Raw genomic sequence first — 16,741 nt, forward strand, 5'->3', positions numbered from 1 at the left:
CGCCGGAAACCCGACATAAGTGAGCGAGCGTCCGCCGGAAACCCGACATACGTGAGCGAGCGTCCGCAGAAAGTGCCACATACGTGAGCGAGCGTCGGGGCTAGCGGAGCACGATGTCCACGGGGTTGGCTTCGGAACGCCATTCGCCGGGCGCGCCCGGGGCGCCGATGACGGGGGCCGTGAGCACGCCGGAGCGGTTGGTCCGCTTGTCGCGCAGGATTTCCGTGACCGAACCAAGATGCCGGGACAGGTCGATGACGTTTTCGGGGGCGGCCAGCAACAACTGGAAGCCGAACTCGTGCAGGGCCTTGATGCCTGCGCCGGCGAACTCCTCCGACGCGAGGACGAACGCCTCGTCCATCATCACCGTTCCGTACGTTGTGAAACCCTGCTCGGCGATGCCCAATTGGTAGCTCAGGGCCGCCGCCATGATGAACGCAGTGAATCGCTGCCGCTCGCCACCGGACATCGATCCGGTGTCTGCGTGCATGTACACCTCGGTCTTCTTGCCACCCCGCGGGCCTTGGACGGAGCGGTGCTCCTTGCACTGGATGAAGAGGTGCCCGCGGACATCCAGCACCTCGGCTCGCCAGCGCCGGTCCTCGGGGGTCTGCGAACCGAGCCGCTTGACCAGGGTTTCGAGCGACTTGTAACGGTTGGTGAGTTCGACGTCGTCGTCCGCCTCGGGTGAGCCCGCGGCCCCCGAAGCGGCGCCGGCCGCGCGGGACGGCCGCGAGTGGCGCGTCTTCAACGCGTTGTGGATGGCGTCCTTGAACTGCTTCGCAGTGGCGGGCAGCGTCTGTTTGATATCGAGTTCCAGGAAGCTGCCCTCGTGGAAGTTGACCTCGGACAGGATGCCGTTGAGGGGAAGGATGCGGCTCGTGATGGCACGGCGTTCCTCGTCTAGCAGGTGGAGAAGCGTGCTGAACGATTCGTGCGTGCGCTGGTTGAAGAACTGCCGGAATTCGGCCTCCTGCGCGGGCAACCCTTCGCTGACGATCTGGTGGTAGCGGGACTCGAACTCCCCCGCGGCGCCGATCGAGGTCCCGTGGTCCGCGGAAATGGCGGTACCCCATTCGCGCACGAATCCTTCGAACATGCGCGTCAGCCGCTCGGCCAACGCCTGCCCGCGCGACTCAGTGGCATGCAGTTCCGCCAAGAGCTTGCTCCGGACTTCGGCAGCCAGGGTGTCGAGTTCATGGAGCTCGCCCACCTCGCCGAATGCGCTGAAGTACGGCTCGAGGGCGGCAACGGTAGTGCCCGACGGCGGCGCCTGGTCCAGGCGGTTGCGTGCGGCATCCAGGAGGGCGTCAGCCGTGGTCATCTGCTGGTCGAGCGTCTTGTATTCGCTCTGCAACACCGCCGCCGACCCTGTGGAGGACTGGTGCTTTTCGCGCACGGCCTCGATGTTTGCCCGCAAGGGCTCCAAGTCGGCCTGCGCGGCCAAGGCATCCTTGAGCCGCTGCTCGATCTTCGCGAGTTCCTCGGCCGCCACCGCTGCAGAGACCTGTTCCCAGCCACGCTCGTCGTCGGCGATGCGACGCAAGGCATCGAGCTGGCGGGTCATGCCTTGGTGCGAATCCTCGCGGCTTTGGGCGAGTTCGGCGGCCTTCAGAAGCTCGTTTTCGAGCTCGCCGACCTTCGCGGCCACGAGCTCCAGCTTGGAAGCGTTGTCGAAACCGAGAACATAGTCTTGCCGGCTCGTGAAGCGATCGTCCTTCTCCACCGTGTGCCTGTTGCGCTTGACCACTCCGCCCAGGCTCAGGCCTTTGTCCAACTTCGCTAGCTCGTCCGGGTCTTCCACGCACGGGTACGCGAAATCGAGGGCGATCCGCTCGCGGATCCACTCTCCGGCGTCGGCGTTCGCCCCCAAGGTGAGGATGTTCAGCTTCGTGAGCAAATCGCCGTCGGACACGTCCTCCACAGCCAAGGCCCCGCCCGCGAGCGGTTTGGAGACGTCCACTGCCCGCAGCGCGCCGCGGACCGTGTTGTCGTTCAGGTAGCGCGTGACGGCGGCGAAGTGCTCTCCGGGAACAAGCAGCGTCGTGGCGAGGTTCCGTAAAGCACGCTCGGCCGCGGGCCGCCACTGTTCCTCCCCCTCGGCGAGGTCTATCAGCTCGCCTCCAAAGGGCATCCGGTCCTCGGGAACGCCAGTGGCTGCCGCGATTGCGGCGCGGTTTTCAATGCTCGACGGCGGCAGGAGGGACTTGCGCGTCTTCAACGAGACGAGCTCCTGCTGGGCTGCGGCGAGTTCGCGTTTCTTGGTGGCGTGGCCGTCGAAAGCTTCGAAGCGGAGTTCCCGCAGCGCTTCCGAATCGTCCTTGAGTTCGGCGGAGCGGCTCGCTGCCTGCTCGTGGGCCTGCTCCCAACCCTCAGCCGTCCACTCAAGGTTGAGTCCGGCGTCGGCCAATGCTTGGCGTGCCGCCTCCTCCACCTGCTGGCGAAGCTTGAGGCCGACCCGGGCATTTTCGAGCGACTGCTCGATCGCCGAAATCGCGTTACCGCCCTGGTTGTTGTAATCCGACTCGAGCTGGCGAAGCTCCTTGGCGAGCGCGTCCCGGACGCCCCGCTCGGCGCTGAGCTCCTTGGCTTTCGCCTGGGCAAGGTCCTTGAAACGGGCCAAAGTCTTGACATGGACCGTGACCGAGAGCTGCTGCTTGTAGGCGTCGAATTCCTCGCCGCTGAGCTCCCGGAGCCGGTTGGCTTCCAGCAACGACTGGGCATACTCCTTGTTCATCCCAGGGACGGGGGCGAGCTGGTCGCGCTGCTGGCGCACGTCCTCCAGCCGCTGCCTGATGGACATGAGGTTGCTGAATTCCTCGACGACGTCGTCCGCAGCAGTGAGCGTCGCGGGCGCGTCGAGCACCTGGTCGCGGAAGAACGTGTTGACGCTGCCGCCGAGCCCCTTGCCGGCCTGGATCACCCGCAAAAGCGGAAGCGCCTGGTCCGAGTTGATGCCGAGAAGCCGCCGGAAACGCTCCGCAAAGGCCTTGTGCACATCGAAGATCTGGGCGTCCGGGAAGATTGTCTCCAGCGCGCCCTTGGTGAAGCGCTTCTCCGCGATGCCCTCAATCGCGCCGAGATCCAGGGGCTTGTTGTCAATCACATAGAACCGGCCGACGCTGGACTCCGTGCCGTTCTTGGGCAGGTCGAAGAGGGCCGAGATCGTCACCTGGGTGCCGGCAGCGTTGTCGAACGTCAGCGCGACGGCGGACCACGTGGCACCGGGGCGCTGGAAGGCACTCGCCGAACCCTCGCCCACGGCCTTGTCGCCCACTTTTCCACGCATGTACGTGAACGTGGTCCTCTTGTCCTCCACAGCCCCGCCGGCCCGCTGCGCCGCAGCCTCATTGGAGCGCGGACGGGCATCGAAGACACGCAGCATGGCATCGAACAACGTGGACTTGCCGACGCCTGAGTTGCCTGTGAGCAGGGTGCCGTTGCGGTCCACGTGCATCGTGTGGGCGCCGTGGAACGTGCCCCAGTTGACCACCTGGACCAAGGCGAGGCGCATCTGGCCCGGGTTGGTGAGTTCGCCGATCGGAAGCATCGTCGCAATGGTCACTTGGCTGCCTCCTTGGTTTCGTCAGTTGCGTCAAGTGTCGTTGCGTCAGTTGTGGTCGCCTTTGCCTCCGCGGTGGATGCGTCACCACTGCTGTCGGTCACCACGTCGTCCTCTTCCCCGGTGTCGGACTCAGCGTCGTCGTTGGAGTTGGGGTCGTCCGTTTCCGTTAGTTCGATGAGGGGTTCAGTGCCTGATTCGTCGGCTGCTACCGCGATCAGTGCTTCGATTTGGGCCGGGATGTCGCCGATGTTTTCGAAGGGGAGCGCCAGGGGGAGGGCCTTGGAGATCGCGAACGTGTCCTCGATGCCCGTGGGCAGGAGGAGTTGGCGGGCCAGGAGCTTCGTGATGGTGCGGTTCACGACGTCGGTGTCGCGGAGGGCGTCTTGTTGGCCGGATGGCTGGTAGTGCGCCACGAGTTCGGCGATTTCTTCGCGGGTGATCACAGGCTCGGTCTGGGCAGTGACGTGGCGGTCGAGAAGGAGCCTCAGGCGCAGAAGCACGATGGTTTCGACCCGGCTCAACGCACGTTGCTGACGAAGGATGCTCGAGCGGGTGCTTCCTCCGATGGCTTCTGGATCGACGGGACGGAGCACCGCGATCTTGCGTTCGTGGTCCAGTTGCAGGTTCAGGAAAAGCTCGGAAAGCCGGCTGCGGAGGATCACTTGGTTGTCCAGAAGGGTGGTCCAGAGCTTTTCGTCGCGGCCGCCGTCGACATACGGACCCTTGAGCAGCCGCACGAGAGCCTGGCGGACCTTCATAGGCAGCACGCCGGTGTCGCCCGGGAACAACGCCGCGCCGTCTACGAATGTGTCGCGCGGCGTGACGCGGAAGGGATCGGAGTGGACATGCTGCGCTATGTCCACTCTTTGTTCCGAAGAGGGGGCATGCTCGGTGGGGTGGGCGTCAGTCATCGGAATCCTTAGTCAGGGTCACGAGCGGCAGGTACGCGGTGCGTGTGCTGCCATCGATTTGTTCGAAGTCGATGTTTTCCCAGGCGGCCCGGTCGAACGCCGCACCACCGTGCAGCGCTTCGGACAGGAGGGCCCGGACGGTGTTGATGTGCCGTTCACCCTCCGGGAGGTTCGCCCAGGCCTCTGCCAGTGTGGCTGCGCCCGCCATGGCGGAGCGGACGACGTCGGGCCTTGCCTTCGCGGAGCGAAGTGAACGCACGCGGTCCGAATCGCTGAAGGCGATGGGGTCGGCGAGCTTTGGCGGCGCCGCGAACTCATCCGGGTCAAAGAGCTTGACCATGGCGAGGGATTCGAATCCCGCATTGAACAACACCGGGCCGCGGACCAGGCCGGGACGGTCGCGCTCGTACGGCATCGAGCGGATAGCCTGTTCGGCTTCGCGCAAGACCTGCCGGAGCCGGACGGACTGGCGGATATCGTCGCTCTGGATGTAGTTGTTGAGGCTCTCCGAAAGCCGGCCGTAGATGCGCTGGATCTGGCTGTGCTGCGTGCGCAGTTCCGCCACGAGGTTCTTGAGGGTTTCCCTGTCCTCATGGCTGAGGTCATCCGCGAATTGGCGGCTCAGCACGTCGCCGATCGCCGAACGGAAGCGCAACTGTTGCTGCGGGTCCTCAAGGAACGCCGTGAAGGAACGGAAGGTACGGCCTTCGGGGCTCTGCCGCAAGCGTTTGTCCGCCTCCAGGACCTGCGCCATCGTTGCACCCTTGCTGAGCGACTCCTCGATGATCTGGTTGCGGAGCTCGCCTACCAGTTCTTCGATGCGGTCACGCATCTTCTTGTAATCGGCAGGCAGGCTTGCCGCAAGGTCCAGGATGTTCCCGGCTGCTTCGACGGCTTCCTCATCATCCAAAAGACCGTCGAAGTCGCCGGAACTGATGTCTTCGATCAGCTGCTGCCGCTCCTGGATCTCCTCTTCAAGGGATTCCAAACGGGCGCTCTGGTCCGGGTTCGTCTCGTTGGCGAGCTTTTCGACGTCGCCCAGCAACGTCCCGAGCCTGGAACCGTTGAGCGTGGAACGTTCGCTGGAGAGGCTGTCCAGGAATGCCAGGACTCTTGCGGCGGCCTCGGTGATTTCGTAGACGATCTGGCCGGACTGGCTGCGTCGGGTCAGGAACTGCTTTCGGGTCCATTCGTCCGCAAAGGCCTTGCCGCTCCCCTGGCCGCCCAGCCCGGGATCCTGCCTGCGGAGCTGCTCGAGGAAAGCGTCGACGTCGGCATGGAACTCTTCGAGCGGCAGCTGCGGTTTCGTTCGGGTGAAGGATGCCTGGAGCACCGCGATGACCCAGGGCGCCGAGCGCGTGAGGGCCCAGGCGGGGCCTTTGGTCAGGAGTTCGAGATCCCTGAGCCGCGCACTGATGGCGTCGGCTGAGGACATTGCTGAGCGGGACACTTACTCTCCTTCAGCTGCCGCGGAACCTTCTGGCAGCGGAAATCCCGAAAACTGCCCCGTACAAGGTTAACGCAGGGTGCGCCGCAACCCTTCCGTGATCTACCTCCCGGTAGGGTTTCGATCGCGTATCAACAGTCCCGACGCCGGTGTCGTTGCTAGCTGAACCGATGACGCCGCCCCTAATGTCGACACCAACGACGTCGACGCTCCGACGTCGGCTTTGGCAGCGTTGCGGAGGGGACCCAATGCAGTTCGACTTGACGACCTTAGACACCAGCACTTATGTCTTCGCGGGAACACTAATCCTTGGCCTGGTTCTGGCAGCCTTCATCGCGGTAGCCGCAATGGCCGCACTTGCGTTGCTCGGCGCCGGAAGCCTCGCCTGGTACACCGTGAAGAACGTGCTGGGCGGGCTGGTCCACGGCATCAATTTTGCGTGGGACCAGCTGGTCCACCAGGCCGGAAAAGTGGAACTGCCAGTGGAATTCCCGTCCCAGACCGCCCCTAGCACAGGTACCTACCCGCGAGTAGCATTGAGGGACAGCTGAAGGGTCCACCACCCGAGGCGGATCCTGGGCTCGAAACCGGCACAACCGGCAAGAGGAGTCCTCCCATGACCTCCGCCACTGACAACAAGAGCAACGGCGTCACGGCCGCAGAAGCCCGCGCAGTCGCCGAGGCCGCCCGCGACACCGAATGGAACCGCCCCAGTTTCGCCAAGGGGCTGTATTTGGGAGACTTCGATCTGGGGCTGATCCATCCTTGGCCCCAGGCAAGAGCCGACGACGTCGAGCGCGGCGAAGAGTTCATGGCGAAGCTGACGGAGTTCTGCGGCACCATGTCCGGCCGAGCCATCGAACGCGATGCCAAGATCCCGGACGAATACCTCGCTGGCCTCATCGGGTTGGGCGTTTTCGGCATGAAGATTCCGCGCGAGTACGGCGGCTTGGGCCTCTCGCTGGTCTACTACGGCAGGGCGTTGGCGCTGTTGGGATCAGTCCATCCGAGCCTCGGCGCGTTGCTCTCGGCCCACCAGTCCATCGGCGTCCCGGAGCCGGTCAAAGTCTTCGGCACGCCCGAACAAAAACAGGAGTACTTGCCGCGTTGCGCCGCTGGCGCCATCACGGCGTTCCTGCTGACCGAGCCCGACGTCGGCAGCGACCCCGCCCGGATGGGCTGCACCGCAGTGCCAAGCGACGACGGCGAGTCCTACCTTTTGGACGGCGTCAAACTTTGGACCACCAACGGCGTGATCGCCGAATTGGTAGTGGTCATGGCGGTTGTCCCTGCCCGCACAGCCCCCGACGGGACGGCACTCAAAGGCGGGATCACGGCGTTCGTCGTGGAAATGGACTCACCCGGCATCACGGTGGAGAACCGCAACGCCTTCATGGGCCTGCGCGGCATCGAGAACGGCGTGACACGGTTCCACCAAGTCCGCGTACCTGCAGCCAACCGGCTGGGCCGCGAAGGCCAGGGACTCAAGATCGCGCTCACCACACTCAACACTGGCCGGCTTTCCATCCCCGGCCTTTGCGTGGCGGCGGGTAAGTGGTCGTTGAAGATCGCCCGCGAATGGTCCAACGCCCGCACCCAATGGGGCCGTCCGGTCGGAAAACATGAGGCCGTCGGCAAGAAGATCGCGTTCATCGCCGCCACCACCTTTGCCCTTGAAGCCGTTTTCGAACTGTCCGCCGAGATGGCCGACGCCGGCCAGAAGGATGTGCGGATCGAGGCTGCGCTGGCCAAACTTTGGTCCACTGAACTGAGCTACACGGTGGCTGATGAGTTGGTCCAAATCCGGGGTGGCCGCGGGTTTGAGACGGCAGATTCCCTGGAGGCCCGTGGAGAACGCGCGGTGGCCGCCGAGCAGTTGCTGAGGGACATGCGCATCAACCGGATCTTCGAAGGCTCGTCCGAAATCATGCGCCTGCTCATCGCCCGCGAAGCCGTCGATGCCCACCTTTCGGCCGCGGGCGAGCTCGCCTCCGCGGACGCAACCCTGCAGGAGAAGGCGCGTGCCGCCGTCGGCGCCTCAGGTTTCTACGCCAAATGGCTCCCTAAGCTGGTGGCCGGAGCCGGCATGGACCCCCGGTCCTACAGCGAGTTCGGGCGCCTCGCGAAGCAACTGAGGTATGTGGAACGGGCTTCGCGCCGGCTCGCCCGGCAGACTTTCTACGGCATGGGCCGCTGGCAGGCAAGGCTCGAATACAAACAAGCGTTCCTCGGCAGGATCGTGGATATCGGGGCCGAGTTGTTTGCCATGGCAGCGTGCTGCTCACGGGCCGAGATGCTGCTGCAGACCGCACCGGAGCAAGGCGCGGCGGCGTACGAGCTCGCCGAGGCCTACTGCGAGCAGGCCCGGATTCGCGTGGACGGATACTTCGATCAGTTGTGGCGGAACACCGACGACGTCGATCATGAGTTGTCCTCGAACGTCCTCGCCGGCGACTATGCATGGCTTGAGGCCGGAATCCTTGACCAATCCGAAGGAACGGGTCCGTGGATCGCCGATGCCACCCCGGGCGCCTCGTCGAAGGAGAGCCTGCACCGGAAGTACCGCTGAGGCCTGCTGCCGATCGACGCGGCTAGCCGACGTCGCCGTCGAGGTAGTACCAGCGCCGGTCGATCCGCAGGAAGCGGCTGTTCTCGCGCTGGACTCCGCGTTCGCCGTCGGAACGGTAATGTGCTGCGAACTCGACCGTCCCTTCGGTGTCCAAGGGGCCGCCTTGGCGCGTGGCCAGGATGTCCAGCCTGCGCCATTCAATGTCCGGGTCCAGGTCCAGCGCGGCAGGCCTGGTGTCCGGGTGCCACGTGCGCAAAAGGTAATCGGTGTCAAGGACAACAAAGGCGGAGTAGCGCGAACGCATGAGCTGTTCCGCCGTGGGCGCGTCAGCGTCTCCGCGATGGAAGCGTCCGCAGCACTCGGTGTACTGCTCTCCGGACAAACAGGGGCAAGCGCCTAGTCGTAGGCGGGCCGGATCGAGTGGCATTGAAGCCCTATCTTGAAGAGAAGGTGAGAGCTAGGCAACAAATTCTGTCACAGCAGATAACAGCTTCGAAACAACCTCGGCGAGCCGGAGTTTGGCGGATGATTCCTTAAGATTTCGCCCTTAGGCTAGATGACATGCCCGCAGACCTTCGGTTGCGGCGTCCACCCCACAACTCTGGCTCGAGGAGGCTACGTGGAGGATCCAACAACACTTGGCCTCAATCTGACTTTTTTTGGAACGCTCGGGCTGGCTTTGTTGATGTCCATTGGTTTGGGCTTCCTGATGGTTGTCACTTTGGTGCTGGCCGGCGTCGCGAAGCTGGTTTGGATCATCCTGCTCGCGATGGTCGGGATCTTCCCGAAACGCGATGCCGTACCGGTTGTGCACTTGCCACCAAGGCCTCGACGTGCCCCCGTCCCGCCGTCGGATTCCGAGGAACCGACCTCGGCGGACGACGGCTTGCTGGGCGCAGGGCCGTCCGTTCCCCGGAAGCCGCGTCCTGGGTTTGCTGGGACCACCAAGCTACTGTGGTCGGCGTCGTGGTCAGCCGTCCGGAACGTCCCTTGGAAGTCGCTGGTCAACCCACGGACGTGGCCCAAGCCTGCCCAGATCAAGGACGGTATCGCAGCCACAGCCACAACCCAGGCGAAGGAACATCCTTTTGTGGTCGCGATAAAGCAGGATCCTCCGGTCCTGAACAGCCAGTGGGCTGCCGCCGTCGCCGAGGCCGATGCCCGGGCTGCGGCACGCGACGCTGAACGGGCCGGGGAAGCGTCAGCTTCGGACCCGGAACCGCCGGCTTCCGGGGAACCCGCTGAAGCGAACGTGGCGGAATCGTCGGGGACTGGCACGCCGGTCCGCGAACACCGGGGAGAACCACATGGCGGCAAACCCGTATCTTCCGGCCGTGTGACGGCCTCAGCAGGGTCCCGCCCCCGGGCCTAGCGCCCCGCAGTGCCCGCCTGACCCAATCCTCAGTGCCCGGCCGACCCAACTGACTAGCATTTGTTGTCGTTTTGGAGGCTCATAACGACAACAACTGCGGGTCAGTTGGGGCCGCGACCAAGCTCACGCGGCCAATTGCCTGAACCCGGCCCCGTGGTAGATGAGGGGCTCGGCGTCGTGGTTGATCTCCACGGACTTCACTTCGAGGACGACGATCGCGTGGTCACCCGCCGGGGTTTCTGAGACCACTTCGCATTCAAGCACCAGCGCTGCGCCGTCGATCAACACCGCCCCGGCGTCGCTCGTTGAGGTCGCCAGGCCAGCGAATCGGTCCTGGGTCCGCGAGGAGAGCTGCAGGCACACGGCTTCCTGGCCCTGGGCCAAGATGGAAACACCCAGTCGCGGGGCGCGCCGGAGCTTGGGCCATGTGGTGGAGGAGTTCTGCACCGCGAACATGACCAGCGGTGGTTCGAGCGAGACTCCCACTGTGAAACTCGATGCCACCAGGGCCTCCGGCACGAATCCGACCATGGCACTGAAGGCCGCCACGCCTGAGGGAAATTGCGCGAACGCCTGCTTGATCGATGCGGCTCCATCCACCGTTGCCTGGGTCATGGCGGGTTCCTTTCTCTGTAGTTTCGTGCCTGCCTTTCTACTAATTCACTCGGGGCCGATAACGGCAATATTTGTGTATTCGCGTGTCGAATGAAGTCAATTCATAATTCGTCATTCCTTGTTTCATTACCCCGCAATACGAAAAGCGAAGAATTTGTACGTTTTTCGAGTGCCCCGGGGCACGACATGTGTAGCGTCGTGTCAATCCATTGCACAGCCTTGATTCTTCACGGAGGAAGCCGGAGATGAGCCTCAGCGAGCTTCGAACCCTGGGACGCACGGGTGCCCTGATCAGCCCCCTTACCCTGGGAACCCTCAACCTTGGGACGGGTTCGGCGCCCACGGGCGCAGAGGAAAGCGTCCGCATCATCCATTCGGCCCTCGACGCCGGCATCACCAGCGTCGATACCGCGGACATCTATTCGCAGGGCGAGGCGGAAGCCATTGTGGGCCGGGCCCTCCACGGCAGGCGGGATGATGTTTTCCTTTCCACCAAGTTCCACGGACAAATGGGGCCGAATCCCGCGCATGCAGGCAATTCCCGGCGCTGGATCATGAAGGCCGTGGAAGGCAGCCTGCACCGCTTGCAGACGGACAGGATCGACCTTTACCAGGCACACCGTCCGGACTACAACACCGACGTCCTGGAAACCATCACGGCCCTCAACGACCTCATCCGGCAGGGCAAGATTCTCTACTACGGAACGTCGGTGTTCACGCCGTCGCAGCTTGTGGAGGCACAGTGGATCGCCACCACCAACCACCTCATACCGCCAGTGGTGGATCAGGTGCCCTATTCCTTGTTGGTCCGCGCGAATGAGCGCGACGTCTTTGCAATCACGCAGCAGTACAACCTTGGCGTGCTCAGCTATGGACCGCTCGACGGCGGCTGGCTCTCCGGGAACTACCGCGTGGGAGTCCCCCAGCCCGCAAGCTCCCGCGCGTCGGCCGTTCCCGGGCGCTTCGACGTCTCGGCACCTTTCAACAGGAACAAACTCCTGGCGGCCGATGCCTTGGGCCGTGTCGCCGAACGGCATGGGCTCACCCTCATCCAGCTTGCTGTCGGCTTTGCCCTGAACCATCCGGCCGTCAGCAGCGTGGTTATCGGTCCGCGCACGGAGGACCATCTGGTCGACTACCTCAAGGCCGCGGATGTTGTCCTCAACGAAGCCGTGCTGGATGCCATAGACGAGATCGTGGCGCCCGGTACCAACTTCCTGGAGCGCGACGCAGGTACCGTTGTCCCCCACCTTGAATATGCGGAACTTCGACGCCGGTAACCGGCTTCGCGTTGGAGCCGCCGGTTCGCGCGCCGACTATACTCGTTCGCAATCATGACTAGCCTTCCGACTTCCGCCCAAACATCAAAAACCGGCAATGTGCGCATTGATGCCTGGCTCTGGGCGATCCGCGCTTACAAGACCCGTTCCGCTGCCACAACCGCTTGCCGGGCGGGGCATGTGCGAATCAACGGGAACCCGGTCAAGGCTTCACAGTCCGTGATTATCGGCGACACAATCCGCGTACGGCAGCCCGGCTTCGAGCGCATCCTTGAGGTCCGCAGGCTCATTGCGAAAAGGGTAGGGGCCGAAGCAGCGTCCCATTGCTTCACCGACCACACACCGGAGCGTCCCGCCGCGCCCGCCCTCGGGCTGCCGCAGCGCGATCGCGGCGCGGGACGGCCCACCAAGAAGGACCGGCGCGACATGCAGAAGCTCAAAGGTCAGTAGAAGACCGGGCCAAAGGCGGGTCGGGAAGCTCGCCGCTCGGACCGGCGTCGGGCAGTTTTGTCCCTCGGCTCTGCAGGAGCGTGAGCGCCGCGTAAAGCGACGGCGTAAAGTGGCAAGGGACGCCGATTCTGGACGCCGCGCTGCCGAAGGAGAGAACGTGACCATTGACTGGGACGAAAAACGGGCCTTGCTACAGGAGCCCAACATTGCTGCCGTGACGCAGCTGTGCGACGAACTGATGGCCAAACGGCCCGGTTCCACCGTGCCTTACATCGATCCGGTGCATGACGAAGATGAGTGCCGGATCGTCACCCTCCAGACCAGCCCCGGGCGGGCCCCCACCTCGGGTTTCGTATCGCACCTCAACGACGACGACGCCGCCCGACGTGCGCAGCTGATCTATGACTCGGCCGACTTGGACGTCCGCTACGTCATGCCGTGGAACTGCTACCCCTGGGTCCGCGACCCCGAACTGCCGCCGGCACTGAGCGCACAGGAGAAGACCGACGGTCTCCGTCCGTTCCGCCAGTTCCTCAAGATCAACAAGAGAGTCTCCGCCGTCGTCGCTCACGGCGCGGAGGCCGCCGCTTTCCTGGCACTGTTCGAGAAGACGTACCACTCGCCGCTCCGGCAGCACGGGATCAAGGTCTACAAGGCAAGCGCGCTCGGTGGACGGGCGTTTGCCTTGTCCGAGGCGAAGCAGCAGGAACTCCTGGCAAAGAACATCGAAACCTACCGGGACGCCATGCAGAGGGCGGGCATCCAGCACCTGTAGGGAAGCGCTTAGGACCCCACGACGGCGCGAAGGACTTCCCCTGCGGTATCTTCCCATCGCGGCAACTCCCCGCTGGCTGCCTCGGCCGCTGACTGCCATCGCTTCCGTAGGGCAGCGTCGCCCAGCCATCTCCGAAGGATGTTCTCCAACGATCCGATTCCCGCGGTGAGATCGATGGCTCCACCGGCACCCTGGGCTCCGAGCGCTCCGACGGCTCCGGTTCCCTTTCGGACCACTACCGGTATGCCGTGCGCCAGGGACTCCTGGACCACCATGCCGAAGGACTCCGAGTGTGAGATCAACAGACTGAGGTCAGCCCGGTTCCACTGGTCCTCCAGGGCCGGGCCGGAGAGCTCGCCTGTTGTTTCCACCCGTTTTTCCAGTCCATTCCGGAGGATGCGTTCCTGCACGGCTGCGGCGTACGAAGGGTCTGCTTTTGTGGAGCCAACAAGCGCCGCTGTCCACGCCAGGTCCTTGATCCGTGCCAACGCGTCGACGAATAGGATCTGGTCCTTATTGGGGAGCAGCACGCCCACCATGATGAAATGCGGTGCCGCCCCAGCGTCTCGCGAACTCGGGCGTGTTTTCGATGGGAGATCTACCCCGGGGATCGCCAAGTGCACGTTGCCCAGGCCTAGGGTTCTGGCCGTTTCGGCAGTCCGGGAACCAGTGCAGAGAAGACCTGTTGCAGCGCGCAGCGCGCTCGTTTCTACTGGATTCTCCCCGGAAGGGGGCATGTGGAGCAGCACCCAGACACGGCGCCCGGCAGCGGCTGCGCTCTCAATTTCCGCGGGTGCACCCGAGGCAATCAGGCCGTCGACAATGTAGATGGCCTGTTCCCCTCCGGTAAGTGCAGCTGCAAAGCGGTTCCGGTCTGCTGCACTCCCCAAAGGCCAGCCGCCGTCGAGCGTGCAGACCGAGACCTCCGTGCCCAGGCCCCGGAGGGCTTCAGCCAGCTTCGCGTTGTAGATGTTTCCCCCGGAACGATGGCGCACATTCGCGGGCAAAATCATGCGGATCTTGACCAAGGGCTACTCCCCTCCATAGAGCCGGTTGTTTGGCCTCGCAGTCCTCAGACCATGGTGCTGACCATATAACCCGGGCGGGTGGTGTGGTAGGTGAACTGCACATCCGGCGCGGGGCATCGGCGGTAGATTGTGGGCATGGGACAGACTTCTTCAGACCGCCGGGACGTGTTCGCTGATTGGATCTTGAGTGTCGCGGAGTTCACCCACGCACACTGGTTCTTCGGCAACCTCTATGAGGCCATCGTCAAAATCCCGGACCGGGTCGCGGCCTCGGCAGCGAGCAGCGAACTCCCCCGAACCCCCTTTGGAGCGGGAAGCCCCGGGCGCTACTACGCGCCGATCGCGCCTCTCAGCGCCCCTGCCGCCGTCGCTGCCCTCGTCGCGGGGTGGAAGCATTCCGACAATCGGGCTTGGCTGATGGTGGGCGCAGCCAGCTCCGCCACGGGGGCAGCAGCTACGGCGTACCTGCTTCGGTCAGTCAACCCCAAGCTTTTCTTCAGCCCCTATCCGCTCGAAGAGACTCGCCGCAGGCCCCTGTTGAAGCGCTGGTACAGGGTCCACGCCCTCAGGCTCACGGCCAGCGCGGTTGCCCTGGCCGCCATCCACCAGGCCCGCACGATCCGGCTGAGAAGTCACGGATAAGAATCCGCCGTGGGCGCCGACAAAGATGCGGCGTACAATATTCTGTACGCAACTCAGGGAGATCACCATGCGCACACTCAGCTACTCGGAATCTCGAGCCCACTACAAGGAAACTCTCGACGCCGTCACGAATGACCGCGAAGAAGTAATCATTACCCGGCCAGGCAAGGAAGACGTCGTCATGGTTTCGCGTGATGACTACGAGTCCCTCCGTGAGACCGCTTACTTACTGCGCAGTCCAGCCAACGCGCAAAGGATCCTATCGTCCATCGAGGAACTGGAAGCTGGCCGAGGCGTGACCCGGGATATCGTTGAATGAGGCTGATCTGGTCCTCAGCGGCGTGGGACGACTACGTTTGGTGGCAATCCCAAGATCGCAAGACGCTAAAGAGAATCAACGGGTTGCTACAGGACATAGCCCGGCACGGCAATGAGGGCATCGGCAAGCCTGAACCCCTGAAACATGGTTTCCACGGGTATTGGTCACGGCGCATCACGGACGAACATCGCCTGGTGTACAAGTTCGTCGAAACTGACGATGGCGTCGAAGTGCTTATCGCCGCTTACAGGTACCACTACGGCAATTGAGGGAAATGCTGGCGGTTCCTGATCCGCGATTCGCCGAAGTCAACTCCCACCTGGCCAATCTCCCACGGTCCGCGGCCCCTGTGCAATGGCCTGCCCACAGCCACATGGGGTACCCATCGAGGCGAGCGGAATCCAAGGGCAGGGGAGCTGAGGATGAAGTCGTCGATGTTGTCGACAAGCAGTTCATCCAGGAGTTCATGAAGCGCGTGTACAAGGGAGACCTGAAAGTCATGCACCGAGGCGGGCACATCTACTTCCAGTCCGCACACTCCGCCGCTGCCCAGGACGATCAGGCTTTCGGCGCTGCCGGAGAAGGCCTCCAGTACGGGCAGTGCCTCAAGCCACGCGACGGTCCTGAGCATGGCCGAATCGGCGCGGGTGTTGCCTTTGGTCCAATCAGCCACGTCCCGGCAGAAGTCATCCAGGACGCCCAAGTGCAATAGCGTCATGTGCAATCCCCGCTGCCTGCGCAAGGCAAACACGTACCGCGACAACTCCTCATAGTCCGCAGGCCCTGCCCCGACACCGAGGACCGGCACCTCCACTGTGATGGGCGGTGCTGTCTGTGTCGTTGAATCCCATCCCCCGCGCGGACGGTTGGCCATGGGAGTAATTATGCTCCCAACATTGACACCGCCCTGTGACCCGTGCCATATTCGTAGAGTGAACCTGTCAGACAGCCGGACAGCCGGACAGGCCGCCACTGGACAGCCAGCTGTCAGCCAGAAAGCTGCAGCTGGCCAGCGCACCGCCACAAGCGGCGCCGTCCCCCGGCCGGCCCAAGGAGCCCAAGGGGCCCAGCCAGCCAGCCCCCGGCCCCTCGCCCGCTTCAGTGCAGCGGAAGCTGTGTTCAGCGCCATCCGCCAGGACATTGAAAACGGAGCCGTGCAAGTGGGGGCCAAACTCAGCTCCGAAGCCACCCTGGCAACGCAATACGGGGTGAGCCGCTCGGTCATCCGTGAGGCGCTCCGCTCCTGCACTGCGCTGGGACTGACGGTCACCAAGACCGGCAGAGGCACGTTCGTCGTCGCGGACAGGGTGGCCAACGACCTCACACTCGGCCAGTACTCGGCACGGGACCTCAACGAGGCCCGCCCCCATATCGAAGTACCGGCAGCCGGCCTGGCTGCGAAACGCCGCAGCCCGGAAGAACTTGAGCACCTCAAGGAAATTGTCGATTCAATGGCAGCCGAGACCGACCCTGAGACCTGGGTCAGCCTCGACGCCAGTTTCCATTCTGCCATCGCCCGCGCAAGCGGCAACAAGGTCTTCGAAAGCGTTGTCGCAGACATCCGCGAAGCCCTAGCCCATCAATCCGAAACCTTGAACATGGTGGCCGACCGCCAGCATGTTTCAGACGATGAACACCTCCGCATCGTCGAAGCCATTGAAGCCGGCGACTCCCCAGCCGCCGAAGCCGCCATGGCCGACCATCTCAGCGCCGTCAGCGTTGCGTTGGACACCATCCTCAGCAAATGATCCACCAACTGAAGGAAGTC

17 protein-coding genes are annotated in these 16,741 nt (G+C 63.8%); 10 read left to right on the forward strand and 7 right to left on the reverse strand.

Annotated features, from left to right (window positions below; all coding sequences use genetic code 11):
• Positions 1-100: 100 nt before the first annotated feature.
• The 3 genes from AB4068_RS12920 to AB4068_RS12930 are packed head-to-tail and all read right to left on the reverse strand — an operon-like array spanning position 101 to position 5,926.
• On the reverse strand, positions 101-3,565 hold the full coding sequence (locus AB4068_RS12920; RefSeq protein WP_441433588.1) for an ATP-binding protein: 3,465 nt from the start codon (positions 3,563-3,565) through the stop codon (positions 101-103).
• Complete coding sequence (locus tag AB4068_RS12925) at positions 3,562-4,476, reverse strand: DUF4194 domain-containing protein (protein ID WP_084784478.1); 915 nt, start codon at positions 4,474-4,476, stop codon at positions 3,562-3,564. Before AB4068_RS12925 ends, AB4068_RS12920 begins: the two co-directional genes overlap by 4 nt.
• Positions 4,469-5,926 (reverse strand): DUF3375 family protein, encoded by a 1,458-nt coding sequence (locus AB4068_RS12930; RefSeq protein WP_441433589.1) that lies wholly within the window; start codon positions 5,924-5,926, stop codon positions 4,469-4,471. The genes AB4068_RS12925 and AB4068_RS12930 overlap by 8 nt, the downstream gene beginning before the upstream one ends.
• Before the next feature lie 245 nt (positions 5,927-6,171).
• On the opposite strand from AB4068_RS12930, the gene AB4068_RS12935 reads away from it, so the two are divergent.
• Positions 6,172-6,474, forward strand: a complete 303-nt coding sequence (locus AB4068_RS12935) for a hypothetical protein (RefSeq protein ID WP_059388681.1) — start codon at positions 6,172-6,174, stop codon at positions 6,472-6,474.
• Positions 6,475-6,539: 65 nt separating this feature from the next.
• Entirely contained in the window at positions 6,540-8,492 is a 1,953-nt protein-coding gene (locus AB4068_RS12940) for an acyl-CoA dehydrogenase family protein (RefSeq protein ID WP_441433590.1), read from the forward strand.
• Between the two features lie 22 nt (positions 8,493-8,514).
• On the opposite strand, the gene AB4068_RS12945 is transcribed toward AB4068_RS12940, so the two are convergent.
• Positions 8,515-8,919 carry a YchJ family protein gene (locus AB4068_RS12945; RefSeq protein ID WP_441433591.1) on the reverse strand — a complete coding sequence of 135 codons (405 nt, stop codon included), beginning with the start codon at positions 8,917-8,919 and terminating at the stop codon, positions 8,515-8,517.
• A 192-nt stretch (positions 8,920-9,111) separates the two neighbouring features.
• On the opposite strand from AB4068_RS12945, the gene AB4068_RS12950 reads away from it, so the two are divergent.
• Positions 9,112-9,864: a hypothetical protein gene (locus tag AB4068_RS12950; protein ID WP_441433592.1), complete on the forward strand. Its 753-nt coding sequence runs from the start codon at positions 9,112-9,114 to the stop codon at positions 9,862-9,864.
• A 123-nt stretch (positions 9,865-9,987) separates the two neighbouring features.
• Here AB4068_RS12950 and AB4068_RS12955 read toward each other — a convergent pair whose 3' ends face one another.
• Complete coding sequence (locus AB4068_RS12955) at positions 9,988-10,479, reverse strand: flavin reductase family protein (RefSeq protein ID WP_307053260.1); 492 nt, start codon at positions 10,477-10,479, stop codon at positions 9,988-9,990.
• A gap of 245 nt (positions 10,480-10,724) precedes the next feature.
• Here AB4068_RS12955 and AB4068_RS12960 point away from each other — a divergent pair, with 245 nt between their 5' ends.
• The 3 genes from AB4068_RS12960 (at position 10,725) to AB4068_RS12970 (ending at position 12,984) form a co-directional block, all read left to right on the forward strand.
• A complete protein-coding gene (locus AB4068_RS12960) occupies positions 10,725-11,759 on the forward strand; it encodes an aldo/keto reductase (protein ID WP_307053259.1) in 1,035 nt (344 codons plus the stop codon).
• Positions 11,760-11,813: 54 nt separating this feature from the next.
• The gene (locus tag AB4068_RS12965; protein ID WP_236813437.1) at positions 11,814-12,209 is read left to right on the forward strand and encodes an RNA-binding S4 domain-containing protein; all 396 of its coding nucleotides are present in this window, start codon (positions 11,814-11,816) and stop codon (positions 12,207-12,209) included.
• Positions 12,210-12,366: 157 nt separating this feature from the next.
• Positions 12,367-12,984, forward strand: coding sequence for a uracil-DNA glycosylase (locus tag AB4068_RS12970; protein ID WP_059388685.1), 618 nt, complete (start codon positions 12,367-12,369; stop codon positions 12,982-12,984).
• A gap of 8 nt (positions 12,985-12,992) precedes the next feature.
• Here the strand turns inward: AB4068_RS12970 and AB4068_RS12975 are convergent, their stop codons facing one another.
• Positions 12,993-14,012 carry a glycosyltransferase family 4 protein gene (locus AB4068_RS12975; RefSeq protein ID WP_441433593.1) on the reverse strand — a complete coding sequence of 340 codons (1,020 nt, stop codon included), beginning with the start codon at positions 14,010-14,012 and terminating at the stop codon, positions 12,993-12,995.
• A 135-nt stretch (positions 14,013-14,147) separates the two neighbouring features.
• Between AB4068_RS12975 and AB4068_RS12980 the strand changes: the two genes are divergently transcribed.
• The 3 genes from AB4068_RS12980 (at position 14,148) to AB4068_RS12990 (ending at position 15,242) form a co-directional block, all read left to right on the forward strand.
• Complete coding sequence (locus tag AB4068_RS12980) at positions 14,148-14,654, forward strand: hypothetical protein (protein WP_332602901.1); 507 nt, start codon at positions 14,148-14,150, stop codon at positions 14,652-14,654.
• A 67-nt stretch (positions 14,655-14,721) separates the two neighbouring features.
• Positions 14,722-14,973: a type II toxin-antitoxin system Phd/YefM family antitoxin gene (locus AB4068_RS12985; RefSeq protein WP_306963534.1), complete on the forward strand. Its 252-nt coding sequence runs from the start codon at positions 14,722-14,724 to the stop codon at positions 14,971-14,973.
• A complete protein-coding gene (locus AB4068_RS12990) occupies positions 14,970-15,242 on the forward strand; it encodes a Txe/YoeB family addiction module toxin (protein ID WP_306963537.1) in 273 nt (90 codons plus the stop codon). The genes AB4068_RS12985 and AB4068_RS12990 overlap by 4 nt, the downstream gene beginning before the upstream one ends.
• On the opposite strand, the gene AB4068_RS12995 is transcribed toward AB4068_RS12990, so the two are convergent.
• Entirely contained in the window at positions 15,230-15,847 is a 618-nt protein-coding gene (locus tag AB4068_RS12995; protein ID WP_332602900.1) for a hypothetical protein, read from the reverse strand. The two genes, AB4068_RS12990 and AB4068_RS12995, sit on opposite strands and share 13 nt — an antisense overlap.
• A gap of 58 nt (positions 15,848-15,905) precedes the next feature.
• Between AB4068_RS12995 and AB4068_RS13000 the strand changes: the two genes are divergently transcribed.
• Positions 15,906-16,721, forward strand: coding sequence for a FadR/GntR family transcriptional regulator (locus tag AB4068_RS13000; RefSeq protein ID WP_284991977.1), 816 nt, complete (start codon positions 15,906-15,908; stop codon positions 16,719-16,721).
• The last annotated feature ends 20 nt before the right edge of the window (positions 16,722-16,741 follow it).

Origin of the sequence: Arthrobacter sp. 2RAF22, from assembly GCF_052115325.1 — a bacterium.
In the GTDB taxonomy this organism is placed as follows: Bacteria; Actinomycetota; Actinomycetes; order Actinomycetales; family Micrococcaceae; genus Arthrobacter.